At 69.7% G+C, this 24,945-nt stretch carries 22 protein-coding genes and 4 tRNA genes; 9 read left to right on the top strand and 17 right to left on the bottom strand.

Annotation, left to right across the window (positions count from 1 at the left end):
* Positions 1-23 precede the first annotated feature (23 nt).
* The gene (locus ACFFCN_RS07885; protein ID WP_375490595.1) at positions 24-1,307 is read right to left on the bottom strand and encodes a DUF1479 domain-containing protein; all 1,284 of its coding nucleotides are present in this window, start codon (positions 1,305-1,307) and stop codon (positions 24-26) included.
* 94 nt (positions 1,308-1,401) lie between these two features.
* Here ACFFCN_RS07885 and ACFFCN_RS07880 point away from each other — a divergent pair, with 94 nt between their 5' ends.
* A complete protein-coding gene (locus ACFFCN_RS07880) occupies positions 1,402-2,547 on the top strand; it encodes an ROK family protein (RefSeq protein ID WP_375490594.1) in 1,146 nt (381 codons plus the stop codon).
* A gap of 50 nt (positions 2,548-2,597) precedes the next feature.
* On the opposite strand, the gene ACFFCN_RS07875 is transcribed toward ACFFCN_RS07880, so the two are convergent.
* The 4 genes from ACFFCN_RS07875 to ACFFCN_RS07860 form a co-directional block, all read right to left on the bottom strand.
* Positions 2,598-4,475 (bottom strand): subtype A tannase, encoded by a 1,878-nt coding sequence (locus tag ACFFCN_RS07875; protein ID WP_375490593.1) that lies wholly within the window; start codon positions 4,473-4,475, stop codon positions 2,598-2,600.
* 236 nt (positions 4,476-4,711) lie between these two features.
* Positions 4,712-4,796, bottom strand: a tRNA-Ser gene (locus tag ACFFCN_RS07870).
* Positions 4,797-4,899: 103 nt separating this feature from the next.
* Complete coding sequence (tadA, locus tag ACFFCN_RS07865; protein WP_375490592.1) at positions 4,900-5,352, bottom strand: tRNA adenosine(34) deaminase TadA; 453 nt, start codon at positions 5,350-5,352, stop codon at positions 4,900-4,902.
* Between the two features lie 24 nt (positions 5,353-5,376).
* On the bottom strand, positions 5,377-5,862 hold the full coding sequence (locus tag ACFFCN_RS07860; RefSeq protein ID WP_375490591.1) for a tRNA adenosine deaminase-associated protein: 486 nt from the start codon (positions 5,860-5,862) through the stop codon (positions 5,377-5,379).
* Positions 5,863-6,022: 160 nt separating this feature from the next.
* Here ACFFCN_RS07860 and ACFFCN_RS07855 point away from each other — a divergent pair, with 160 nt between their 5' ends.
* The 5 genes from ACFFCN_RS07855 to ACFFCN_RS07835 all read left to right on the top strand — a co-directional run bounded on the left by ACFFCN_RS07855 (position 6,023) and on the right by ACFFCN_RS07835 (position 8,085).
* Entirely contained in the window at positions 6,023-7,006 is a 984-nt protein-coding gene (locus ACFFCN_RS07855; RefSeq protein ID WP_375490590.1) for a prephenate dehydrogenase/arogenate dehydrogenase family protein, read from the top strand.
* 86 nt (positions 7,007-7,092) lie between these two features.
* Positions 7,093-7,165, top strand: a tRNA-Glu gene (locus ACFFCN_RS07850).
* A gap of 47 nt (positions 7,166-7,212) precedes the next feature.
* Positions 7,213-7,289: transfer RNA gene (locus ACFFCN_RS07845), tRNA-Asp, on the top strand.
* A gap of 15 nt (positions 7,290-7,304) precedes the next feature.
* Complete coding sequence (locus ACFFCN_RS07840) at positions 7,305-7,982, top strand: sirohydrochlorin chelatase (RefSeq protein WP_375490589.1); 678 nt, start codon at positions 7,305-7,307, stop codon at positions 7,980-7,982.
* Between the two features lie 29 nt (positions 7,983-8,011).
* Positions 8,012-8,085: transfer RNA gene (locus ACFFCN_RS07835), tRNA-Phe, on the top strand.
* A 94-nt stretch (positions 8,086-8,179) separates the two neighbouring features.
* Here ACFFCN_RS07835 and ACFFCN_RS07830 read toward each other — a convergent pair.
* From ACFFCN_RS07830 to ACFFCN_RS07805, 6 genes are all read right to left on the bottom strand, one after another.
* Positions 8,180-9,565 (bottom strand): S8 family serine peptidase, encoded by a 1,386-nt coding sequence (locus tag ACFFCN_RS07830; RefSeq protein WP_375490588.1) that lies wholly within the window; start codon positions 9,563-9,565, stop codon positions 8,180-8,182.
* A 372-nt stretch (positions 9,566-9,937) separates the two neighbouring features.
* On the bottom strand, positions 9,938-10,339 hold the full coding sequence (locus tag ACFFCN_RS07825; RefSeq protein WP_375490587.1) for a cyclic nucleotide-binding domain-containing protein: 402 nt from the start codon (positions 10,337-10,339) through the stop codon (positions 9,938-9,940).
* A gap of 56 nt (positions 10,340-10,395) precedes the next feature.
* Positions 10,396-12,153: a DHA2 family efflux MFS transporter permease subunit gene (locus tag ACFFCN_RS07820; protein WP_375490586.1), complete on the bottom strand. Its 1,758-nt coding sequence runs from the start codon at positions 12,151-12,153 to the stop codon at positions 10,396-10,398.
* Positions 12,150-12,680 (bottom strand): MarR family winged helix-turn-helix transcriptional regulator, encoded by a 531-nt coding sequence (locus tag ACFFCN_RS07815; RefSeq protein ID WP_375490585.1) that lies wholly within the window; start codon positions 12,678-12,680, stop codon positions 12,150-12,152. Before ACFFCN_RS07815 ends, ACFFCN_RS07820 begins: the two co-directional genes overlap by 4 nt.
* 92 nt (positions 12,681-12,772) lie before the next feature.
* Complete coding sequence (locus ACFFCN_RS07810) at positions 12,773-14,416, bottom strand: AMP-binding protein (RefSeq protein ID WP_375490584.1); 1,644 nt, start codon at positions 14,414-14,416, stop codon at positions 12,773-12,775.
* A gap of 119 nt (positions 14,417-14,535) precedes the next feature.
* Positions 14,536-14,739 (bottom strand): BldC family transcriptional regulator, encoded by a 204-nt coding sequence (locus ACFFCN_RS07805; protein ID WP_375490583.1) that lies wholly within the window; start codon positions 14,737-14,739, stop codon positions 14,536-14,538.
* A gap of 331 nt (positions 14,740-15,070) precedes the next feature.
* Between ACFFCN_RS07805 and ACFFCN_RS07800 the strand changes: the two genes are divergently transcribed.
* Entirely contained in the window at positions 15,071-15,265 is a 195-nt protein-coding gene (locus ACFFCN_RS07800) for a DUF3073 domain-containing protein (RefSeq protein WP_375490582.1), read from the top strand.
* A 78-nt stretch (positions 15,266-15,343) separates the two neighbouring features.
* Here the strand turns inward: ACFFCN_RS07800 and purM are convergent, their stop codons facing one another.
* From purM to purQ, 6 genes are all read right to left on the bottom strand, one after another.
* On the bottom strand, positions 15,344-16,423 hold the full coding sequence (gene purM / locus ACFFCN_RS07795) for a phosphoribosylformylglycinamidine cyclo-ligase (RefSeq protein WP_375490581.1): 1,080 nt from the start codon (positions 16,421-16,423) through the stop codon (positions 15,344-15,346).
* Positions 16,420-16,728 (bottom strand): hypothetical protein, encoded by a 309-nt coding sequence (locus ACFFCN_RS07790; protein WP_375490580.1) that lies wholly within the window; start codon positions 16,726-16,728, stop codon positions 16,420-16,422. Before ACFFCN_RS07790 ends, purM begins: the two co-directional genes overlap by 4 nt.
* Positions 16,725-18,269, bottom strand: coding sequence for an amidophosphoribosyltransferase (purF, locus tag ACFFCN_RS07785; protein ID WP_375490579.1), 1,545 nt, complete (start codon positions 18,267-18,269; stop codon positions 16,725-16,727). Before purF ends, ACFFCN_RS07790 begins: the two co-directional genes overlap by 4 nt.
* Before the next feature lie 177 nt (positions 18,270-18,446).
* Positions 18,447-19,238, bottom strand: coding sequence for a sterol carrier family protein (locus ACFFCN_RS07780; protein WP_375490578.1), 792 nt, complete (start codon positions 19,236-19,238; stop codon positions 18,447-18,449).
* On the bottom strand, positions 19,235-21,505 hold the full coding sequence (purL, locus tag ACFFCN_RS07775) for a phosphoribosylformylglycinamidine synthase subunit PurL (RefSeq protein ID WP_375490577.1): 2,271 nt from the start codon (positions 21,503-21,505) through the stop codon (positions 19,235-19,237). Before purL ends, ACFFCN_RS07780 begins: the two co-directional genes overlap by 4 nt.
* A complete protein-coding gene (gene purQ, locus ACFFCN_RS07770) occupies positions 21,502-22,170 on the bottom strand; it encodes a phosphoribosylformylglycinamidine synthase subunit PurQ (protein WP_375490576.1) in 669 nt (222 codons plus the stop codon). The genes purL and purQ overlap by 4 nt, the downstream gene beginning before the upstream one ends.
* 92 nt (positions 22,171-22,262) lie before the next feature.
* On the opposite strand from purQ, the gene ACFFCN_RS07765 reads away from it, so the two are divergent.
* On the top strand, positions 22,263-23,570 hold the full coding sequence (locus tag ACFFCN_RS07765; protein ID WP_375490575.1) for a DUF1800 family protein: 1,308 nt from the start codon (positions 22,263-22,265) through the stop codon (positions 23,568-23,570).
* An 11-nt stretch (positions 23,571-23,581) separates the two neighbouring features.
* Entirely contained in the window at positions 23,582-24,823 is a 1,242-nt protein-coding gene (locus ACFFCN_RS07760; protein ID WP_375490574.1) for a DUF1501 domain-containing protein, read from the top strand.
* Positions 24,824-24,945 lie beyond the last annotated feature (122 nt).

Raw genomic sequence — 24,945 nt, 5'->3', positions numbered from 1 at the left:
ACGGCCGGCGGGCAGGCGCGTTGCTAGTCCAGGCCCAGGCCGCGACGACCAGTGGTGTTGAGGTCGTCGACGTGGAAGCGGTTGGGCCATTCGCGCTCGTAGTTCTCCTCCGGGAAGTCCGAGGGGCTGGAGCCGTTGAGGAACGCTTCGCGGACGGCGGCGGAGTAGGTCTCGTTGCGAGGGCACCAGGGCGCGGCCGGGATGTACATGACGTTGCCCCACCCGCGCTGGTCCTCGACGGGCGCGACGGAGTGGATCATGTCGGCGTGCCACCAGACGGAGTCGCCGGCTTTGATGTCCGGGATGCCGGAGAGCGCTTCGAGTAGCAGGGAGTGCCATTCCTCGGTGGCGGGGAAGACCTGGTTGACGGTGACGTCGCACATGTTGTCCTCGGGCACGTCGGACAGCAGCGGCCGCAGCATCAGGTAGCCCATCGCCTCCGGGATCGGGACGGTGTGCAGCACGCCTTGGTCGTGGTCCATGTCCGACAGCGCGGTCCAGCCCTGGAAGGTGCGGAACGCCGAGCACATCGTCGAGCCCGGGTACTGCGGTCCGGCGGTGCGGTGGGCGGCGTCCCACGGGTCGTAGTCCTCGACGGTGCCGTCGAAGAGGTGGCGGAAGGTCTGCTGGTAGGCCTGCGTCATCCACAGATCGAGCGTGCCCGGGTCCAGGTGGGTGCCCAGACCGCTGGAGCTGGCGCCCTCGGGGCGGCGGCGGATGCGGTCAGGGTAGAGCGAGTCGCGATTCGGATCGAACCACTGCACGCCGTCGGACTCATTGCGCCACTGACTGTTGAGGAAGGCCTGCACAGCGGCCATCCGCTCGCTCTGCCGGGCCTGCATCTGGGCTGGGGACCAGTAGACGGGATAGATCTCGGGCTTGGAACCGACGCTGCCGAAGAAGTCGTCGGCCGGCCCGCGGTAGTCCTCAAAGAAGCGGTTCGACTCGACGTAGTCGACGATGCCCTGATCCCAGCCCAGGGCCTGCTCACGGTCGAAGTGGCCACGCACGATCAGGCAACCACGCCGGCGTAGTTGCTCGACCTGCTCAGCGGAGACCGTTCCGTTGGCGATGTCGGCGTAGTCGATGACCGGCCAGATCGTCTCGCCACGTTCCTTGGCCGCCGAGATTTCCTCGACCCGCGCGCGCACCCGCGCCTCCATGACCGCGAACACCTCCTCGACGGTGCGCCCGGAGGCTTCGATGCGTGCCCGCAACGCACGCTTGACCTCACGGATCGCGATCGGCAGGTCCTCCGGAGTGGTCTCCCAGTGCGGCAGCGCGGGGAGGGTGTCGGCGAGCGTCATGGCCAAGTCCCTTCGGTAAGCTTCCTTTACTGAAGGCGGTAGCCGAGACCGGATGTTCAGGCAAGAAGCTTTACCGATTCGCTAGACTTAGCCGGTGCCGACCCCGAAACCGTCGTCCTCGGTGCTGCGTGCGATGTCCGACGAGGCTGTGCTGCATGCACTACTGCGGACACCGCGGTTGACGCGGGCGGAGATCGCGGCATCCACCCGCCTGTCGAAACCGACCGCCGCAGAAGCTATCCGTCGCCTCGTGGGAACCGGTTTGGTGCGTGACACGGGTGAGCGCACCAGCGGGCGCGGCGGGGTCGGGACCTACTACGCTCTCGCGCCGGACGTCGGCCTGGCGCTGGCGGTGAGTATCGCGCCGACCGGCATCGTGGCCGAGAGCATGGACACGGCGGGTCAGTTGCTGGGCCGACACGTCGAGCCCGTCGGTCGACCCGCGTCGCCGAAAACTGTCGCCCGCCTGCTTATCAAGACCGCCCGCTCCGCCGTGCGTGGCACCGCCGCCGGTCCTGTGCGTGTCGCCATGGTGTCGGCCGCCGATCCGGTCGATCGAGCCACCGGCTCGCTGGTCCATCTGCCCGACGCGCCGTTCCTGCTCGGCGCGCTGTCCCCGGCCCGGACCCTCGCACCGCTCGTCGAGTGCCCGGTCGTCGTCGACAACGACGTCAACTGGGCAGCTCGAGCTGAACAAGCGGCACGCGCAACGGACGCCGGGGCAGGCCTGAACGACTTCGTGTACCTGCACCTGGGCGAAGGCCTCGGCTGTGCGGTGGTCGCCGACGGTGAGGTCCGGCGTGGCCACTCTGGGCTCGCCGGCGAGATTGCCCACCTCATCACCACCGGTGTTGACGGCGGCGCCGTCGCGTTCACCGGCGTCTTCGACCAGCTCGGCCTGCGGCACCCGGACTCGACCGCGATCGACGTCGCCGCCCTGCGCGCACGCATCGTCGGTGTCGACAGCGATCAGGTGATCTCGATCTTGGCCGCGGCCGTCTGGGACGTGATCACGGCAGTGATCGGTCTTGCCGACCCGCAGCTGGTCGTCATCGGCGGCGACTGGGGAACCAACCCGGCGATGTATGCCGCACTGCAGACCCGGGTCAGGTCGGTCCCCCGCCCGGTACCACTGGAGCTCACTCGAACCGGTGGGAACAGCGCCTTTGCCGGCGCCAGATCTGCTGCCCTCGACGCGCTCAGGGCCGACGTCATCACCCGAAGCCAGCACGAGCATTGACCGCACTCGCCGCTGCTCCCGCCGGTACGTGTTGTTATGCGACCGCCCTGTTATGTGGCGACGGTCTGCTCCACCCAGGTGATGAAGTTCGTGGTGGCGTTGCCGGTGCGTTCGGCCTGGGTGTGGCCCTGTCCCCAGACGGTGGCGAAGTCGACGTTCTTGATGCCGTAGTTCTGCAGCGCCAGCAGCAGGTTGATCTCGGTGGTGTTGGCGGTGTCACCCTGCTGGAGGCCTGTCCTGATGCGCCAGTGCGGCGCGACGGACGCGCTGCGGTAGCCCTTGTAGTAGCGGGACAGGTAGTACATCGGGTTGTACATGTTCGAGCGGACGGCGATGTCGCTACCGATGGTGTCGGTCTTCTTGAAGTCGCTGGTGTACTCGCTCGCCGCGTAGGCGGCCTTCCAGCCTGACAGTTTGGCGTAGACGCTGTGCCGCGCCGCGATCAGCTGCTGCGAGATGTTCTGGAAATGCAGCGGGCTGGTGCCCAGGCCGAAGACCAGGTTTTCGGTCTCGCCCCGGGCGATCCCGTCGAAGGCGCCGACGTCCTTGGAGGCGTTCTTCTGGCTCTTGACGAAGCCGGCCAGGCTCAGGACCTTGGCGGTCTTGGTGCTCGCGTCGTACTCCACCCAGGTGCTGTCGGTGTTGAGGTAGGCGATGTATTCGGCGACGGTCTTGTACGTCTTCGACGTCGTCGAGCTCGAGCCGCTGGTAGAGCCACCAGGCGCAGCACCGCCGCCGGCGGTCCCGCCTGTCGGTGCAGTACCGCCGCCCGAGCCGCCCGCTCCGCCGGTAGGCCTGGTCCCGGTTGGAGCGCCGCCGCCGCCGGGAGCGCCGCCCATGCCGCCCATGGTGGACGGGCTGTACGGGAAGGTCGTGTCGCTCAAGAAGTCGTTGAGCGAGGTGGTGATGACCTCGATGACGTGGTCGTAGTAGCTGCCAGCGAGGTGGTTGCCGCTGGCCGACTTGGTCAGCTCCAAAGTCTTTCCGGAGGTGTCCCTGAGTCGCAACGCGTTCTGGTAGGACGCGAATGCGGTGGCGAGGTCGCCGGAGTAGGCCGACGTCCAGGTGCCCGAGGCGCGGGTACCGGTGGACGCGAACTGACCCATGTTCCACTCGTAGGCGGTGTTGGAGTAGTCGAGGTTGGTGATCGGGACCCACGCCATCACACCGGCGATCGAGTCGCTGATGGTCCTGCCGCCGGCCGTCCTCATCGCCGCGCCGATCGCGTGGAGATAGGGCTTGTACAGCGCGCTGTCGCCGGACGCGCCCGCGATCGTGCCCTGCGCGCCGCCACCGCTGGTGCCGAACACGACCACGCACTGCTCGTCACCGGGAATGACGCCGGCGTTGTAACGCAGGTAGCGGACGGTGGCCTTGAGGTCGGTCACCCCCCAAGGCGCGTTGCCGGTATAGCTGCTGGTCTCGCTGTCACGGCCGCGCAGCCCAGGTGCCACATAGACGAAACCGGCCTTGATGTAGGAGGACACGTCGTTGTAGCTGTAGCTCGACGGCGGCTTCTGCGCGGCGTATCCGGGGGTGTTGACCGGGATCACCATCGGGGCGGTGCGGGCCGTGTACTTGCCCGTCTTGCCCTTCGGGTTGATCTTCGCTGTGAAGGTGCCGTCGCTGTTCTTGGTGGCTGTGAAGTATCGCCCAGGCACGTAGACGCCCAGCGTCTCGTATTCCTTGGCCTGCGGCTTAGACACGTAGTACTTGCCGATCTGGTAGTAGACATCGTTCGTCTCGTCCCAGCTCCATGCTGTGTGGTCCAGAGCCAACGAAGAGTCGCCGGCCGACGAGCTCGAGGCCGCGGCCGCCGACCCCTTCGATGAGGACGAACTCTTCGAGGTGCATCCAGCCAGCCCCAGGGTCGCCACCACACCTGCGGCCATCGATCCTTGCAAGAACTTGCGTCGAACGAGGTCCATAACGAGGTGCTCCTTGTTTCCGTCTCCGCCGACAAGAACGTGCCGAGATTGATCTTGCGGCGGCGGCCGGTAAGAGCGGATCAGCCCATCGTCAAGCTCCGGTTAACCATGCTTAGGAATGCTCACCGGCTGCAGTCCGGACGTACAGCTGACAGCGCACATGCCCGGCGGCGTCGAGATCGCCGTCGACTGCGGGACGGCATCTCACGGACCCAAGTACAAGCATGAAGATTGGGCGGTGGCGGTGGGATTCGAACCCACGGTGGTTTTACCCACACACGCTTTCGAGGCGTGCTCCTTTGGCCGCTCGGACACGCCACCGCCGCAGAGATTACCGGTTCGCTGCGGCGGCCGCCGCGCGGCGTTCAGCGCAGCCGTCGGAGGTGGTCGCCGCGCACGTCAGCCGTCGGCGGCGGTCGCGGTGTCAGCGACGTGCGGCGAAGAACTGCTCGAGCAACGCACCGCACTCGGTGGCGCGTACCTGCGCGGCGACCTCGGGCCGGTGGTTGAGTCGACGGTCACGCACGACGTCCCACAGCGAGCCGACCGCTCCGGCCTTGGCGTCCCACGCCCCGAACACGAGCCGGCCGACGCGGCTCAGCACGATCGCACCGGCGCACATCGTGCAGGGTTCGAGGGTCACGGCGAGCGTGCACCCGGTCAACTGCCAGTCGCCGAGCTGTGCGCCGGCGCGGCGCAGCGCCACCACCTCGGCATGCGCGGTCGGGTCGTGCGCGGCCTCGCGCTCGTTGTGCGCCGCAGCGAGCAACCGGCCGGCCGGGTCGAAGATCGCGGCACCGATCGGCACCTCGTCGACGGCCAGCGCGAGCCGCGCCTGGTCGAGCGCGACGCCGACGGCCGCGTCGTCGGTGATCACCCGACGCTCAAGGCGAGGGAACGTTCAGCTCGGCGCCCACGCCGAGGCGATCGCATGGTTGTACTGCTCACCGATGTCGAGCAGGTCGGCGATGGACGCGAGCATCTCGTCGGGCAGCGCATCGAGGTCGTCGAGGATGTCTTCCATCTCCTCCTCGGAGACACCGAGGTCGGTGAACAGTTCGAGGTCACCGACCGGCCACATCTCGTCCAGCTCGTCGTCGGCCGGCGGGTCCTCGCCCAGCCTGGTCATCGCCTGCTCGGCGAGTGGGAACTCGACGGCCGCGGTCAGGTCGGACAGCAGCAACGCGACGCGCCGCCCCTCCTGCCGGGCGATGACGAAGAACTCGTCCTCGATGCTGGCGATCACGAACGGACCGCCCTCGGGCGGCTGCGAGCGCAGCGCCGAGAGCAGCACGCTGAGATCGCCGAGGACAGCCGGCGGCAGCGCCTCGATGCGCCACTGCGCGCCGTCGCGGAACGCCGCGACGGCAAAGCCCCGCTCCGCCATCGATTCACCTGTCCTCGAGCCAGCCCCCGAGCCTCGATCTTGGCACGGCACGCAACGCGCCGGAAGGCGTCGACGCACACGACGCTACGGTCGCTGCCATGAATCCCCGGACGGCTGTGGCGCTGCGGCGAACGCGCGCCGACGCCGGCATGGCCACGCGATGACCGTGCCGTTCGAGCGCGCCGCCGTGCTGGGCCTCGGCCAGATCGGCGGCTCGCTGCTGCACGCGCTGCGCGCCGGCGGCGTCGACACGATCGGCTACGACACCGACGCCGACACCGCCGCCGCCGCCTCGACGGCCGGGTTCACGGTGGCGCCCGATGACGCGGCCGCACTGCGCGACGCCGACCTCGTCGTGCTGGCGATGCCGCTGCCCCAGGTCATCGACGCGCTGCGCTCGGCAGCGCCGCACATCGCCACCGGCGCGGTGCTCACCGACGTCGGCACGTTGAAGAGCCCGGTCCGCGACGCCGTGCGCAAGCACGCCCCGCAGACGATGTTCGTCGGTGGCCACCCGCTCGCCGGCGTGGAGGAGACGGGCTGGGCGGCGGCGACCCCGGACCTGTTTCGCGACGCGCCATGGGCGCTCACGCTCGAGGACGACACCGACCTCGACGCCTGGCTGCGGGTCGCCGCGCTGGTGTGCGACCTCGGCGCGCGACCGGTGCCGACGACCGCTGCGGACCAGGACGCAGCCGTCGCACGCGTGATCGGCCTGCCGCACGTACTCGCCGAGGCACTGGCGCTGACCGGCCTGCACGGTGGCCCGCTCGGGCTGTCGCTCGCGGCCGGCTCGTACCGCTCCGGTTCCCGCGTGGCCCGCACCCGACCGGAGCTCGTCTCGACGTGGTGCGACGGCAACCCGGCGCTCGTCGACGCGCTGGACGACGCGATCGCCCGGCTGGCGCAGGCCCGGGACGCGCTCGCCGCAGCCGGCTCGGTGCTGCCGCTGGCCCGCGCCGGTCACCGGGCGCGCATCGAGTGGGAGCAGCGGCGGGTCGAACCGGTGCAGATCGACGGCGACGCCGACCAGCTTCGTGCGCTGGGGCGGCAGGGCGGCTGGGTGACGGCGGTCGTGCCCGCACCGGACGCCGAGCGCGGCGTCCGGCTGCTCGGCCGACGACCCGCGGCGTCCGCCGGGTGAGCGGCGGACCGGTGGCTTTGCTGCCCTCTGCGAGCGTCCCCTATGCTTATCGGGTACGCCCGCGGGGCTAGCATGGGGCGTTCCGCGCCCCCATCGTCTAGTGGCCCAGGACGCCGCCCTTTCACGGCGGTAGCACGGGTTCGAATCCCGTTGGGGGTACAGGGGTCGACCGCGTTCCGGTTCGCCGGGAGGCACGATTCCACCAAGGCCCAGTAGCGCAGTTGGTTAGCGTGCCGCCCTGTCACGGCGGAGGTCGCGGGTTCAAGTCCCGTCTGGGTCGCCAACCTTGGGAAGGCGCATGCGCGAACGCCTCATCGCCGTCGCACACGGCACCGCCTCGGCCGCCGGCCGGGCCACCGTCGAACACCTCATCGCCGCGGTGCGTGCAGCCCGTCCGGACGTCGCCGTCGAGCTGTGCTTCCTCGACGTCCTGGCGCCGCGGCTGCCGCAGACGCTGGCCGACCTCGACGGCGCGCCCGCGGTCGTCGTGCCGGTGCTGCTGTCCACCGGCTATCACGTGCGCAGCGACATCCCGAGCGCCGTGGCTGCGCACCCCGAGATGCGGGTCGCCCGGCACCTCGGCCCGCATCCGCTGCTGACCGACGTCCTCGTCGACCGGCTCGCGCCGCTGCGTGGTGACCCGGCATCGGTCGTCCTGGTCGGCGCCGGGTCGAGCCGGGCCGAGGCCGCGGGAGAGCTCGATGGTGCTGCGCAGTTGCTGGCGCAGCGCGTCGGGCTGTCGGTCACGACCGCGACGATGGCCGACCCGTTGCGCGAGGTGCTCGCGAAGGCGCCGCAGCCGCTGCACGTCGCGACGTATCTGCTCGCTCCGGGCACGTTCACCGACACCCTGCAGGCGGCTGCGACCGGTGTCGACGGCGTGCAGGTCGCCGCGCCGCTCGGTGCGCACCCGGCGGTGGTCGAGCTCGTCTGGCGCCGCTACGACGAATGCGTGGGGGCGCCTCGGGTAGTCTGACGCGGTCGTGAAAGGACACAGCACCACACGGCCAGGTAGCTCAGTTGGTACGAGCGACCGCCTGAAAAGCGGTAGGTCGGCGGTTCGACCCCGCCCCTGGCCACCTTGACCGAACGCCGGCCGAGCGAGGGACGAAGCCACGGCTCGCGCACCCTGCCGTGGTGGATGCACGGCGCCGAGATCGAAGTGCACCACGCTCAGCGGCGTCCGTAACCCGGTTGCTGCCAGCCTGGTGGTGGTGGCCCCGGTGCTGCAGCACCGCGCGGCGGGTAACCGCCCGGCGGCCCCTGCGGATAACCGCCACCGCCCGGCGGCGGGCCACCCGGACCGCCACCGCCATGCCCGCCACGACGACGCAGCAACAACGCGACCAACCCACCGACCAGCAGCACCGCCACCACGATCACGATCCACACCCACGCCGGCGTCCCCGACGAACGGGAACTCGCGGCAGCCGCCGGTGACGACGACACCTGCGACGCCGGCGCGGACCCGGCGGACGACGCCGACGAGGACGGTGCCGACGAAGGGGAGTTCGTGCACGACGGTTTGTACGTCGTCTTGTGCTCGATCGCGGACCAGATGCCGTAAGAACCCTTCCCGTTGATCGACCCCAACGGGTTCTCACACGTCGAAGTCACGTTCGCGGTCAACGCCGCGTACGCATTCGGCACGCCAAAGCCCATTTGCGCCGTCCAGGTGCCGACCGGCGCTTTCGGATGCTGCAGCTGCGATGCATGAAGCAAACGCTTGATGACGTTGGCGGCGTTCATGGTGGGGTATTTGGCGCGGATCAACGCCACGATCCCCGCCACCACCGGCGCCGAGTACGACGTGCCCGCCATGTACTGATAGGAACCCTGCGACGACAACGCCGCCCCGACCATCTCGTCCGACGTCGACGGATTGTCCGAGAACGGCCCTACCACGCCTGTCCCGCCGGCATAATCAACCACCGGCCCCGTCGTGCCCACGTATGGCGACCCGTATACCGATCGCGGATCACTGGCCAGGTTCTTGTCCACCCCCGCCACCGCCATCACACCGAAATACGACGCCGGCGGACCCATCCCGTTACCGCCACCATTGCCCGACGCGGCGACCACCACCACGTCATGAGCCTCGGCATAGGCAACCGCCGCGGTGAAGACTGGATACTTCTGCGACCCGAACGACAACGAGATCACCTTCGCGCCGTGATCCACCAGCCACCGCACACCCTGCGCGTCGTGTGTCTCATCGCCATCCGTCGACACCGACAACACCGACGCGGCCGGCGCCGAACCGATGATCCCCAGCTTGTTCCCACTGCCATGCCCACGACCGGCCGCGAACGCCGCGATCGACGTGCCATGCTCAGGGCCGGTGTCATCTCCATCGACCGGCTTCGTCCCCGACGCGTTCCCGTGCCCGGAGAAATCCGTGCCCCCAGCCACCACACCGTGCAGATCCGGCTGCGACGTATCCGTCCCCGTATCAACAATCCCGATCTTCACACCCGCACCCCGAGTGACCGACGACGCCTTCTCAATACCGAACGACGACAGCCACCACTCACCCGCACGCACCCGCGACACCGGCACCCGATCACCATCCGGACCCCCCGCCGACGCCGCGGGTGCAGCGGCCAGGGTCGTCGCAAGAGCCAGCCCCGTAAGGCACAGCGTGACACCGGCACGGCAGCTACGGCGGGGTCGCGACATGTTGATCACCTTGCGATCTACCGAGCCTGATCTCGGCAACATCTGCGGGTCGGCAAGTCGTTGGCGCGTGGCGTGTCGGCTGAAGCCGCCCTGCCCGGGGTGGGGTTCGGGCAGAGCGGCCGACCGACAGCATTTCCAGCGCTGGGCCGGTTGTCGCTGCGGGCGTTTCCTATCACGTCCGTGAGCCCCGCGGTGGCACAGGTGTCGAATTCGCAGCACAAACCGAACGCAACCGGCGTAAACGTGCCGTCGTCAGTTGTCGTGCTTGGCGTAGACGTCGCGGAATGCCGCCTCGAGCTTGGGGTGCTTGTCGAGCACCGTGCGCAGCGGTTCGTTCTCGATGCGCAGTCCCTGGACCTTCGACGACGACGTCACGGTGGCGCGGCGCTGACCGCCCCCGAGCAGCGCCAGCTCACCAATGAGGTCACCCGGTTTCAGCTCGGCGATCTGCTCACGCTGGTGGAAGACGAGTGCCGAGCCCTGCGTGAGGACGTAGCACGCGTCGGCCGGGATCCCTTCCTGCACGAGCGGCCAGCCGGACGGCAGCGAGAACGGCCCGCCGGCCTCGACGAGGGCCCTGATGTCGTCCTTGCTGCAGTCGGCGAAGGTGGGATAGCCGCTCAGTGTCGACACCAGTTCCCGGTTGCCCGCCATGCGTGTCCCCCGCTCGCTCGGTCCGCCGCGCCCGTACGGGCGGATGCCAGCGCAGCCTAGGGCACCCGAGAGACGGACGCCTGGTCCGAACCGCCTGCGGGCTCGGGTGCCGTCGCTGCCGTCGGCGCCACCTGACCCGGCACCTGGCTGCCGTCGTGGGCGGACCGCGCAGCGTCGGCGGCCGCCCGGGCCTGCTGCCCGGACATGTTGCGCAGCGGGATCTCCTTGAGCATGAACGACAGCACGACGGCGAGCACCAGCACGATCGCGCCGACGAGGAACACGCGGTCCATCGCGTCGGAGAAGCCGACGAGGAACGGGTGCGCCAGCGCGTGATCGATCTTCTGCAGGAACGCCGTGTCGTTCAGACCGCCCGACCCGCTGAGGTGCGCCTTCAGCGACGCGGCGTCGGCCGGGTGGGCCTTGGCCGCGGCGGTGAAGGAACCGTTGGCGCGGGCCTGCGCGTACTGGTGCCCGATGTTGGTGCCGGCCTGGGAGAACAGGATCGACAAGAAGATCGCGGTGCCCAGCGAACCGCCGACCTGCCGGAAGAATGTGGTGGACGACGTCGCGACACCCATGTCACGCGGCTCGACCGCGTTCTGCATCGCCAGCACGATGCTCTGCATATTCAGCCCGATACCGAAGCCGAACACGACCATGTACAGGTCCGCCTGCCACAGCGGGGTGTCCGCTGCGATGCCGGTCATCAGGAACAGGCCGATGACGAGCAGGATCGATCCCGCGATCGGCAGCGGCTTGTAGCGTCCGGTCCGTGCCGTGAACTGGCCGGACAGGATGCCCGCGACCATCAACGCCGCGACGAGCGGCAGGATCAGCAGGCCGGCCTTGGTCGGCGAAGCGCCCTTGACGATCTGCAGGTACAGCGGGATGGACGCGATGCCGCCGAACATGCCCATGCCGATCAGCAGCGACTGCCCGGAGCCGACGGCGAAGACGGAGTTGCGGAACATCCGCAGCGGCAGCAATGCCTCGTCACCCATGGCGCGCTCGACGAGCAGGAACGACACGAAGCCGACGACGCCGATCAGGTAGCAGATGAACGCGCTGACCGACAGGAAGCCCCAGGTGCGGCCCTGCTCGGCGACGATGAGCAGCGGCACGAGCGTGACGGCCAGGGCGGCGGCGCCGGCCCAGTCGATGCGGTGCTCGCGGCGGTTGTGTTCGACCTGGAGCACCTTCGCGACGACGAACAGCGCGAAGATGCCGATCGGCACGTTGATGTAGAAGATCCACCGCCAACCGTGGACCCCGAGGATGCTGCTCTGGCCGGCCAGGAAGCCGCCGATGACCGGGCCGAGCACCGACGACGTCGCGAAGACGGCCATGAAGTAGCCCTGGTACTTCGCCCGCTGCCGCGGCGGGATGATGTCGCCGATGATCGCCAGCGCGAGCGGCATGATGCCGCCGGCGCCGATGCCCTGGAACGCGCGGAACCCGGCGAGCTCGTACATCGACTGGGACAACCCGCACAGCGCCGAACCGGCGATGAAGATCGTGATCGCGAGCATGAAGAACGGCTTGCGGCCGTAGATGTCGCTCAGCTTGCCGAACAGCGGCGTGGAGATCGTCGACGCGATAAGGAATGCGGTGGTGACCCACGCCTGCGCCGACAAACCGTTGAGGTCGTCGCCGATGGTGCGGATCGACGTCGAGACGATCGTCTGGTCCAGCGCCGCGAGGAACATGCCCAGCAGCAGGCCGGACAGGATCGTCATGATCTGCCGGTGGGACAGCCCGCCGTTGTTCTCGCCGGTGTCGGCGGTGGTCGGTGTGGCTTCGGTCGCGGTCATCGGGTGGTGCTCCTCGGGGTTGCGGCGCGATCGGCGAGCCGCGGTGGTGTCCAGTCGGTCATTGCCGCCTCGTAGGCGGTCGTGAAGCGCTCGAGCATGCCGCCGAAGTCGCGGATCTCGTCCTCGGTCCAGTCGGCGAGGATGCGCTCGAAGTAATCCAGACGGTGACGGTTGTGCTCGTCGAGCACCTCCTGCGCCCGGGCGGTGAGCACGAGCAGGCTCGCGCGGCCGTCCTCCGGATCCGCGCGTCGCTCCAGCAGCCCGTCCTTGACGAGCGCCGCGACCTGGCGGCTCACCGTCGACGGGTCGGAGTGCAGCGTCTCGGCGATCGTGCCGGCGCGCATCGGCCCCTCGTTCTGCAGGTGACGCAGCAGCAGGTGCGCGGACCACTCGACGTCGCGCTCGGCCGCGGCCAACAGCTGCGCGCGGGCGCGATTGAACAGGCGCATCAGCCGACTGAGCCGGTCGGCGACGCCGGCGACCGGGACGCGGTCGTCCTCCGGCGCTGCGACAGCGATGGCACTCATAGGGTGGCTCCCTTGTTTGACTCATGCAACTAGTTGCACGGGTCAAGCATTCACCTCAGCGCGGCAAATGGCCAATCCGTTTTCCGCCGAGCTCAGGACCTGGCCAGCAGCTGCTCCGCCTCCTCGCGCATCTGGACCTTGCGGACCTTGCCGGTGACGGTCATCGGGAACTCGCCCACGACGTGCACGTAGCGCGGGATCTTGTAGTGGGCGAGCTTGCCGCGGCAGAACTCGCGCACCTCGTCGGCGGACAACGTCGATACGCCGTCGCGCAGCCGCAGCCAGGCCATCAATTCCTCGCCGTACCTGTCGTCGGGCACGCCGATCACCTGCGCGTCCACAACGTCCGGGTGCGTGTAGAGGAACTCCTCGATCTCGCGCGGGTAGATGTTCTCGCCGCCGCGGATGACCATGTCCTTGATCCGCCCGACGATGCGCAGGTACCCGTCGTCGTCCATCGTCGCGAGATCGCCGGTGTGCATCCACCCGTTGCGCAGCACCTCGGCGGTCTTCGCCGGCTCGTCCCAGTACCCGATCATCACCGAGTACGCACGGGTGCACAGCTCACCCGGCTCGTTGCGTGGCACGGGCAGGTCCGTGTCCGGGTCGACGACCATGACTTCGACGTGCGGATGCACGCGCCCGACGGTCTCGGTGCGACGCTCGAGAGAGTCGTCCTTGCGGGTCTGCGTCGACACCGGCGACGTCTCGGTCATCCCGTAGGCGATGGTCACCTCGGCCATGTTCATCTCGGTGATGACCCGCTTCATGACCTGCGCCGGGCACGGCGAGCCGGCCATGCAGCCGGTGCGCAGCGAGGTGAGGTCGTAGGCGGCGAAGTCGGGCAGGGCGAGCTCGGCGATGAACATCGTCGGTACGCCGTAGAGCGACGTGCAGCGCTCGTCCTGCACGGCCCGCAGGGTGGCGGCGGGGTCGAAGCCGGGCGCGGGGATGACGATGCAGGCGCCGTGCGAGGTCGCGGCCAGATTGCCCATCACCATGCCGAAGCAGTGATAGAAGGGCACCGGCACGCAGATCCGGTCCTGCTCGGTGTAGCCCATCCCCTCACCGACGAAGTAGCCGTTGTTGAGGATGTTGTGATGGCTGAGCGTGGCGCCCTTGGGGAAACCGGTCGTCCCCGACGTGTACTGGATGTTGATCGGGTCGTCGAAGGCCAGCGCCGCGGATCGGGCGCGCACATCGGTCGGGTCCACCTGCAGGCCGTCGGCCAGCAGCGCGTCCCAGGTCGGGTCGGCGAGGTAGACGACGTCGCGTAGCCCGTCCAGGGACGGGCGCACCTGCTCGACCATGTCGCGGTAGTCGCTGGTCTTCAACGCGGTGGCGCTGACGAGCAGGGACACCGACGCCTGCCGCAGCACGAACTCCAGCTCGTGCGTGCGATAGGCGGGATTGATGGTCACGCAGATTGCGCCGACGCGGGCGGTGGCGAACTGGGTCAGGACCCACTGGGCGCAGTTGGGCGCCCAAATGCCGACGCGATCACCCCGGCCGACATCACGGGCCAGCAATCCGCGAGCCAACTCCTCGACTGCGGCGTCGAGTTGGCGATAGGTGTAGCGCCGGCCCGAGGCGAGGTCGACGAGCGCCTCGCGGTCACCGAAGCGCGCCACCGAACGCCGCAGGTTGGCGTCAATGGTCTCGCCGAGCAGCGGTGCGCCGCTGGTCCCGGACGAATAGGACAGGGCTGCGACAGCCGGCGTATCGGGGTCGGGCATGGGCCGAAGCCTAGGTGGCGCGGGTCACACCGGCCACCGGCGCACGCAACGGTGCGCTGCACGGGCCGGTCGCCCCGTCCCAGCAGAGGACGGGGTCGGCCGGGCCGCGAGTGCGAGCGTCAGGCGCTCGCGTTGTGTCCGTCGAGCAGGGAACGAACCTCAGTCTCGCGGTACCGGCGGTGGCCGCCGAGGGTCCGGATCGAGGTCAGCTTCCCGGCCTTGGCCCAACGCGTGACGGTCTTCGGGTCGACGCGGAACAGCGTCGCAACCTCGGACGGAGTCAGCAGGGACTCGGTTTCCGGACGATGGCGAACCGTCGTCATTGCAGTGCCGCCTTTCGGGGGTTCTGTCACGTGGAGTCCTGTTCCGCGCGAACGTGGCTAAGTATGCATAACGTTAAGTTCGTTGCCTAGCTTAAAGTTGACATGTGTCCAATCTGCGTCACACAGCTGTCCGTTTTGGGGCCTTTGCGCCTGGTTTGGTCGGGGTATGCAACGCCGATTCGGACACGCTGCGCATCCGATGGAGCGCTGCGCGGCACCGTCGATGCGCGGAGTAAGCTGCGATTACGACATGACAACATCCCCGGCGCAGCCCGCTGATCCCTGCACCAGCGGCCGGCCCGGATGAGCGCGCGAGCGAGGGGGTCGAGCCATGGGGCGCGGCCGTGCCAAGGCCAAGCAGCAAAAAGTGGCCCGGGAACTGAAGTACAGCAGTCAGATGACCGATTTCGACGCATTACAGCGTGAACTCGGGGTATCCGACTCGCACAACGGTGGACGTCCGGTCGAGCGCGACAGCGATGCCGACAGCGACGACTACGACGACTGGACCGGCACCGGGCGCTGAGCACCCACCGTCACCGGGGCCGCCGCGGTCACTGTCTGTGATCCGGTCAATCCGTGCACGGAACCGTCGCTGTGTGGGTCACCACCTGGTGTCGGCGTAGTCGCCGACGAGCCGCACCGACGCTGCCGCCTGCGCCGCCGAGGTCTCGCCGAGTCGCCAGGCCGGCACACCGCGATCGATGAGTAGCGCCACCGCGTCGTCCGCCCGCTCGGGAGCGACAACGGCGACCATGCCGACGCCGAGGTTGAGCGCCCGCTCCAGGTCGTCGCGCGGCAACGAGCCGGTCGTGCGGACCAGATCGAAGATCGGCTGCGGCGTCCACGTCGAGCGGTCGACGACCGCCGCGACGCCGTCGGGCAGCACCCGGACCAGATTGCCGGCCAGCCCGCCGCCGGTGATGTGCGCGAAGGCGTGCGCGCCGCACTCGGCCGCGAGCGCTAAGCAGTCCAGCGCGTAGATCCGCGTCGGCGTCAGCAGCTCATCGCCCAGCGTCGGCGCCTCGATCCCCGGCACGGGGGCACGCAGGTCGAGGCCACCCTGCTCGAGCAACACCTGCCGCACGAGCGAGTAGCCGTTGGAATGCAGGCCGCTCGAGGCCATGGCGATCAGCACGTCGCCGGCGCGCACTCGCTCCGGGCCGAGGATGGCGTCGGCGTTCACCACACCGACGCCGGTGCCGGAGATGTCGTATTCGTCGACACCCATCACGCCCGGGTGCTCCGCGGTCTCGCCGCCGACCAGGGCGCAGCCGGCCTGCACGCATCCGTCGGCGACCCCGCCGACGATCGTGGCGATCTTGCGCGCGTCGACCTTGCCCGTCGCGATGTAGTCGGTCAGGACCAGCGGCTCGGCACCGGCGACGACGAGGTCGTCGACGACCATCGCGACGAGGTCGATGCCAATGGTGTCGTGCCGGTCGAGTGCCTGTGCGACGGCGAGCTTGGTGCCGACGCCGTCGGTGGAGCTGGCCAGCACCGGTTGCGGGTACTTGGCGAGGTCGAGGCGGAACAGTCCGGCGAAGCCGCCCAGGCCGCCGATCGTCTCGGGCCGCTCAGTGCGCGCGACGGACGACTTCATCAACTCGACCGCGCGGTCACCCGCGGCGATGTCCACGCCGGCGCGAGCGTAAGCGTCGCGCGGCTGGTCGTCCGTGGTCATCGCCGCACCTCGGCGGTGCGCGACTGCGGTGCGAACGCGAGCACCAGCCAGCCCGCGGACAGGATCGCGAGCACCCAGAGCGCCACCCCGCCGCCGGTCGCGCTCCAACCGGAAACCGCGTCCGACCGCCGCGTCTGCGCCTCGTATCCGCCGAGGTCCCAGAACATCGTGAGGCCGAGGGCGAGGACCGTGCCGACGAGGAGTACGGCTCGGCTGGTCTCGACCGACGCGCCGAGCGCACGCGCCGTCGGCTGGCGGGCGTCGGTCGGCTCGGTGCGCGCGCCGACCGCGTCCGGCAGGTTCACGGCCGGGTGAGCGCGTCTTCGGCGGCCAGCGATGCGGCCTGTTCCGGCTCGCGACCGCCGCTGCCGCGGGTGCCGTGGCTCAGGTGCACGGACTTCTCGATGCCCTCGAGCACATGCTTGCCGACGACGTCGGGCAGTGCGATCGGGTAGTCGCCGGTGAAGCAGGCGCTGCACAGCCGCGAGCTCGGCTGCTCGGTCGCGGCGATCAGACCCTTGAGCGAAACGTAGCCGAGCGAGTCCGCGCCGATCGAGTGCCGGATGCCCTCGGTCTCCAGCCCACTCGCGATCAGCTCGGCGCGCGAGGCGAAGTCGATGCCGTAGAAGCACGGCCACTTGACCGGCGGGCTGGAGATGCGCACGTGCACCTCGACGGCGCCCGCTTCGCGCAGCATCCGCACCAGCGCGCGCTGGGTGTTGCCGCGGACGATCGAGTCGTCGACGACCACCAGGCGCTTGCCGCGGATGACGTCACGCAGCGGGTTGAGCTTGAGCCGGATACCGAGCTGGCGGATCGTCTGCGACGGCTGGATGAAGGTGCGTCCGACGTAGGAGTTCTTCACGAGCCCGAGGCCGTAGGGGATGCCCGACTCCTCGGCGTAGCCGATCGCCGCCGGGGTGCCCGACTCCGGCACCGGGATGACGAGGTCCGCCTCGACCGGGTGCTCCTTGGCCAGCCGGCGGCCGACGGCGACGCGGGTGGAGTGCACGCTGCGCCCGGCAATCGTGGTGTCCGGCCGCGCGAGGTAGACGTACTCGAAGACACAGCCCTTCGGCTCGGCCGCGGCGAAGTGCTGCGAGCGCAGGCCGTCCTCGTCGATGGCGACGAGTTCACCGGGCTCGATCTCGCGGACGACGCTGGCCCCGACGATGTCCAGCGCAGCGGTCTCCGACGTGATCACCCAGCCGCGCTCGAGCCGGCCGAGGACGAGCGGACGCACGCCCTGCGGGTCGCGGGCGGCGTAGAGCGTGTGCTCGTCCATGAACACCAGCGAGAACGCACCGCGCAGTGTGGGCAGCACCTGCATGGCGGCCTGCTCGACGGACAGATCCGGGTGCGCGGCGAGCATCGCCGTCAGCAGCTCGGAGTCCGTGGTGGCACCCATGCCGGTGCCGATGCCGGCCTCGCGTGCCGCGGCGGCGAGTTCGACGGTGTTGACCAGGTTGCCGTTGTGGCCGAGCGCGAGGCCGGTGCCGGCGGGCGTGGTGCGAAAGCTCGGCTGCGCGTTCTCCCAGGTGACCGAGCCGGTCGTGGAGTAGCGCGTGTGCCCGACGGCGATGTGCCCCTGCAGGCTGTTCAGCGTCGCCTCGTCGAAGATCTGGCTGACGAGCCCGAGGTCCTTGTAGACGACGAGGCTCGAGCCGTCGCTGACCGCGATGCCGGCAGCTTCCTGCCCGCGGTGCTGCAGGGCGTAGATGCCGAAGTAGGTCAGCTTGGCGACCAGCTCGCCCGGCGCCCAGACACCGAAGACGCCGCACGCGTCCTGCGGGCTCTTGTCGTCGGGGTCGATGTCGTGGGTGAGTTTGCCGTCGCCTCTCGCCACGGCCTGGAGTCTACGGGGACGCGCGGCGGTTGCCGACCACCCCGCAGGTGTGGCGCACAACCACCTCTGCCACGGACAACATCCCGGTGATCAACAGCAAATTTTGGTCGCCCTGGTGCGCATGAGCTCCTGTTGATCACCGGGGAAGGGGGACGGTCTGGGACGTCGGGGACGCGGTCAGCTGAGCAGGGGGAGGTAGGGCGTCAGGTCGGCGCGGTTGCCGCTGGCCCGCACTGTGCCGCCGGCTACGGCTGCGGCGAAGTCGGTTCGCCCGGTGGCCAACCGCAGCCACGTGACGGCGTCGGTCTCCACGACGTTGGGCGGGGTGCCGCGGGTGTGCCGCGGGCCTTCGATGGCCTGCACCGCAACGTACGGCGGCACCCGGATCTCCACCGACCGACCGGGCGAGCTCGTCGCCAGCATCTGCGCGAGCGCGCGGACGGTGGTGCCGAGCGCGGCGCGCTGCAGCGGCACCGGGTCACGCTCGGGCAGCGAACGCGAGAGGTCGTCGCAGTGCACGACGACGTCGACGAGCCGCGTCACGATCCAGTCCTGGGCCGAGACGGGCCCGCGCGGGCCGGCGAGCACACTGCGGTCGCTGACGTCGGCGGCCGCGGTGCGCACGGCTTCGGTGTCGCGCAGCAGATCGACCAGTTGGGCGGGGGCGCGGTCGTCGGTCAGCTCGCGCGTGCTCGCCTCGATCGCGTCCACATCGCGGCGGTACCGGCGCACGTACGCAGCGGCGTCGACGGCGCGCTCGGCGCTGCGGCTCGGCAGCACGCGGGCCAGGCCGACGTGGATCAGCGCGAGATGACCCACCAGCGTGCGCACGTCCCAACCGTCCAGCACACTCGGCCGGGCGAAGTCGCCGGCCGGGACGTCGTCGAGCCACTGCACGAGCGTGCCGGTCTGCGCGAGGTAGGCGTCGACGTCGCGCAGCGACACGGTCGCGGCGTCGCGCGAGCTCACCGCGCGAAGCGACGGGGCAGCGGCGCGGACCACGCCGCGCGCAGCCGGCGCAGCGGCACGGTGAACCGGCCGACGACGTCGAGTTCGGACCCCAGCAGGTCGGTGACGCCGATCCGTTGCGCGGGCAGCCCGCGGTCGCGGCACAGCTGCGTGAACTTCTCCTGCGCCGAGCGCGCGACGCTGACGATCGCGCGGCCCGCGGACTCGCTGAACAGCGTGACGAACGGGTCCGCGTCGTCGGGCAGCTCGATGCGCACGCCGCACGCGTGGCGCAGACAGGATTCGGCCAGGGCGATCGCAAGACCGCCGTCGGCGAGATCGTGCGCGGAATCGAGCAGACCCTCCGCGGCGGCGTCGCGCATCACCTGGGCGAGTGCCTGCTCGCGCGCGAAGTCGACGCGCGGCGGCAGGCCGCCGAGGAACCCGTGGATGTGGTGCGCCCACTCCGAGCCGCCGAACTCGTCGCGGGTGTCGCCGAGCAGGTAGATCTGCGCGCCGTCCGTGCGGAAACCCTGGCCGACGCGTCGGGTGACGTCGTCGATCACGCCCAGCACGCCGATGACAGGCGTCGGCAGGATCGGCGACGTCCCGGTCTGGTTGTAGAAGCTGACGTTGCCGCCGGTCACCGGGGTGCCGAGCGTGCGGCAGCCGTCGGCCAGGCCGCGCACCGCCTCGGCGAACTGCCACATGACACCCGAATCCTCGGGCGAGCCGAAGTTCAGGCAGTTGGTGACGGCGAGCGGCGTGGCGCCGGTGACGGCGACGTTGCGGTACGCCTCGGCCAGCGCGAGCTGCGCACCCGCGTACGGGTCGAGGCGCGTGTACCGGCCGTTGCCGTCCGTGGCGACGGCGATGCCGCGATTGGTCGACTCGTCGAGACGGATCATGCCGGCGTCCTCGGGCTGGGCCAGCACGGTGTTGCCCATGACGTAGCGGTCGTACTGCTCGGTGACCCACGACTTGTCCGCAAGGTCCGGCGCGGCCAGCAGCCGCAGCAGCGTGTCGCACAGCGCATCGCCGGTGCGCGGCCGCGGCAGTCCCGCGCCGTCGACCTGCACGACGGCGTCCTGGTCGAGCGGACGCTCGATCGGCCTGCGGTACACGGGGCCCTCGTGCGCGGCGGTGCGCGGCGGCAGGTCGACGATCTGCTCGCCGTGCCACGTCATGCGCAGCCGGCCCGAATCGGTGACGGTGCCGATCACCGTCGCAAGCACGTCCCACTTCGCGGTGACGGCCAGGAAGTCCTCGAGCTTGTCCGGGGCGACGACGGCCATCATGCGTTCCTGCGACTCGCTCATCAGGATCTCTTCGGGCGCGAGCGTCGGATCACGCAGCGGCACGCGGTCGAGTTCGACGTCCATGCCGCCGGTGCCGGCCGCGGCGAGCTCGGTGGTCGCACACGACAGTCCCGCGGCGCCGAGGTCCTGGATGCCGGTGACGAGGTCGGCGGCGAAGATCTCCAGGCAGCACTCGATGAGCACCTTCTCGGCGAACGGGTCGCCGACCTGCACGCTCGGCCGCTTCGCCTGGTGCTCGTCGTCGAAGGTCGCGCTGGCGAGCACCGACGCACCGCCGATGCCGTCGCCGCCGGTGCGCGCGCCGAACAGCACGACGTGGCTGCCCGGGCCCTCGGCCTTGGCGAGCTTGATGCCGTCGGCGCGCATGACGCCCACGCACAGCGCGTTGACGAGCGGGTTGCCGAGATAGGTGCTGTCGAAGGCGACCTCGCCGCCGATGTTGGGCAGGCCGAGGCAGTTGCCGTAACCGCCGACGCCCGCGACGATGCCCGGCAACGTCCGGCCCGTGTCCGGCGCCTCGAGCGGGCCGAAACGCAGGCTGTCGAGCACCGCGATCGGCCGTGCGCCCATGGTGAGGATGTCGCGGACGATGCCGCCGACGCCGGTCGCCGCGCCCTGGTAGGGCTCGACGTAGCTCGGGTGGTTGTGCGACTCGATCTTGAAGGTCACCGCCCAGCCGTCACCGACGTCGACGACACCGGCGTTCTCGCCCATGCCGACGAGCAGCGCGTCGGTCTTCGGCGCCTTGTCGGCGAACTGCTTCAGGTGCACCCGCGAGGACTTGTACGAGCAGTGCTCGCTCCACATGACGCTGTAGACGGCGAGCTCGCTGCTGGTCGGCCGCCGCTCCAGGATCTCGTGCACGCGGCGGTATTCATCCTCGGCCATGCCGAGTTCCTGGTACGGCTGCGGCTGTTCCGGCGTCTGCGCCGCACGCTCGACGGTGTCCAGCTGATGGGTGACGGTCACGCGTCCACTCCGATCAGCGAGCGGAAGAAGCCGAGACCGCCGACGCCCGGACCGGTCAGCGCCTCGACCGCGTGCTCCGGGTGCGGCATCAGCCCGACGACGTTGCCCGCCTCGTTGGTGATGCCGGCGATGTCGCGGTAACTGCCGTTGGGGTTGCCGTCGTAGCGGACGACGACGCGGCCCTCCGCCTCGAGTTCGTCGAGCGTTCGTTGGTCGGCGACGTAGCCGCCCTCACCGTTCTTCAGCGGAATGACGACCTTCTGGTGTTCGCGGTAGTCCGACGTCCACGCGGTGCGGTTGTTCTCGACCATCAGATGCTGGTCGACGCAGACGAACCTGCGGCGGTCGTTGCGGATCAGCGCCCCGGGCAGCAGGTGCGCCTCGCACAGCACCTGGAAGCCGTTGCAGATGCCGAGCACCGGCATGCCGTCGTGGGCGGCGCCGATCACCGACTCCATGACCGGCGAGTACCGCGCGATGGCGCCGCAGCGCAGATAGTCGCCGTAGGAGAAGCCGCCGGGCAACACGATGGCCCCGACGTCGTGCAGGTGCGGGTCGGCGTGCCACAGCGGCACCGGCTCGCCGCCGGCGATCCGGATCGCCCGCGCGGCGTCGCGGTCGTCGAGGCTGCCCGGAAACGTGACCACACCAACCCGAAACGGCACGCCGTCAGGTTACCGGGGCCCAGGCTCGGGCAGCGGCGAAGTCCAGACGCCGCCCTGACCTGCTTCGAACATTGCCGGCGTTCGATCTAGCCATGGCAAGCGAATGGGCAGCAGCGGCGCGGCTCGTCCGGCGCACCGGTTTCGGCGCGACCGGCGACGACGTCGACGCCGCCGTCAAGGAGGGCGCGGCGAAATACGTCGCGCGCGTGCTCGCCGCCGACCCGGACGACGACGCCGGCGCGAAGAAGACTGCGCCGCCGTCCTTCCCCGCCGTCGCGCAGCTGGGCAAGGACGCGAGCCGCGACGCGAAGAAGCAGCGCCAACACGCCGTGCGCGGCCAGGACCAGACCCTGACGGCGTGGTGGCTCGACCGCATGCTGGCCGTCGAGGAGCCGTTCGGCGAGAAGCTGACGTTCGTCTGGCACTCGCACTTCGCGACTTCGCTGCAGAAGGTGAAGACGCCGTCGTGGATGCTCGCGCAGAATCAGCGGCAGCGGCGCCTCGGCCGCGGCAGCTTCGACACGCTGGCCAAGGCCATGCTCACCGACGCTGCGACCGTGCGTTGGCTGGACGGCGAGAAGAACACCGTCAAAGGACCGAACGAGAACCTGGCGCGCGAATTTATGGAGATCTTCACGCTCGGGCACGCCGACGGCTACACCGAGAACGACGTGCGCGCCGGCTCGAAGGCACTGACCGGCCTGCACATCGACCCGCAGGACGGTTCGGTGTCGGTGCGCGCGCGGCTGCACGACAACAGCACGAAGACGCTGTTCGGCCGCACCGGCGACCTCGGCGTCGCGGACTACGGCGACCTCGTTCTCGCACGGCCCGGATCGCCGGCCTACATTGTCGGCCGCCTGTGGGGAATGTTCGTCTCCAACACCCCGCCGGACGCGGCCACCCAGGGGCGGCTGCTCGCGGCCTACGGACCGAAGCGCGACCTGCACGCGCTGCTGACCGCCATGTTCACCGACCGCAGCTTTGCCGCGGCCGAGGGATCGTTCATCATCGGCCCGGTCGAGTGGCTGATCGGTGCCATGCGGGTGCTGCACGTCGACGTGTCGAGCGCGGCCGAGCACAAGCAGCTCGCGAGCTCACTGGACTCGTTGGGCCAGCTGCCCTTCTATCCGCCGAGCGTCGGCGGCTGGCCGACCGGCCTGGTGTGGATGTCGACTGCCTCCGCCGACCTGCGGTTCAAGGCGGCGACCCTGCTCGCCCAGCGTGCGCAGCTGCCGACGCTGCCCGGGTCGACCACGGCCAAGCTCGAGGCGCTCGCGCACCTGCTCGGCGTCGACACCTGGTCCGGCCGCACCCTCGCGGTGCTGAAGGGCGCGGTCAGCGACCCTCGCCAGCTGGTCCCGATCGCGCTGAACACCCCCGAATACCTCGTCCACTGAAGGGACCATCGATGGACACCGTCACGCGACGCCGCTTCCTGCTCGCATCCGGCGTGGCCGGCGCGGGTGCGCTGGCCGCTGGCGGCATCGCCTCCGTCACGAGCGGCCAGCTGTTCGGCGAGGCGGCGAAGAACCCGCTGCCGAGCGACGCGAACGTATTGGTACTTGTCACGCTGTACGGCGGCAACGACGGGCTGAACACCGTGATCCCGTACGCCGATCCTGCGTACCACGACGCGCGCCCGGACATCGCGTACACCGACTCCGAGGTCCTCAAGTTGTCGGACGGGCTCGGCCTCAACCCGGCGCTCAAGGGCATGGCGTCGCTGTGGAAGAACAACCAGCTCGCGATCGTGCGCGGCGTCGGCTACCCCAGCCCGGACTTCAGCCACTTCCGGTCGATGGACATCTGGCAGACGGCGTCGCCGTCGCGCCCGGTCCCGTCCGGGTGGATCGGCCGGTGGCTGGACGCGAGCGGCGACGACCCGGTGCGGGCGCTGAACATCGGCTCGGTGCTGCCACCCGCGGCTGTCGGCACGCGATGCACCGCGGCAGCACTCGACGCCGGCGGTCGCGGCGAACTGCGCCCGCAACTGGCGTCCGCGGTGACCGGACTCGGCACCGCCGAAACCGGTGAGACGGCATCGGACGGCGTCGTGCGCACGTCCTACCGCAACGAACGGACGGTCTCGAAGACGTTCGCCCCGGTGCTCTCGCCGACCGCGACCAAGCCCGGGACCGGAGCGCGGGCCGGCGGCCACAGCGGGCAGTCGTCGAACGCGCTCGCGCAGCAGCTCGACTTCGTCGGCCGATGCATCAAGGCGAAGGTGCCCACGCGCGTCTACCTGGTCAGCCTCGGCGGCTTCGACACCCACGCGAACGAGAAGGCCACCCAGCAGCAGCTGCTGTCCGTGCTCGACGAGGGCGTGTCCGGCTTCCTCACCGACATGGCGAAGGATCCGAACGGCAAGAAGGTCGTCCTGGCTGCGTACTCCGAGTTCGGCCGCCGGGTGGCCGCCAACGCCTCCGACGGCACCGACCACGGCACTGCCGGGCCGATGTTCGTCGCCGGCACACCGGTGCGCGGCGGGTTCTACGGTGACCAGCCGAGTCTGAAGAATCTCGACGACGGCAACATGAAGGCCGACGTCGACTTCCGCGCCGTCTACGGCGAGTTGCTGCACCGGGTGCTCGACGCAGACCCGCACCGGGTGCTGGACACCGTCCCCAACGAACTCGGCTTCCTCACCTGACTACCTGACCGCCTGACCCGTCTGTCCCCTGTGCCCTTCTTGCATGCCCAGACGACCATTTTCGAGGCCGAAATCTGGTCATCTCGGCATGCAAGAAGGGGGCTGGGGGGTGGGGTTGGGTC

Source organism: uncultured Jatrophihabitans sp., assembly GCF_964246335.1.
In the GTDB taxonomy this organism is placed as follows: Bacteria; Actinomycetota; Actinomycetes; order Mycobacteriales; family Jatrophihabitantaceae; genus Jatrophihabitans.
The sequence above is the reverse complement of the archived record's forward strand: the minus strand, read 5'-3'. Positions and strand labels throughout refer to the sequence as shown.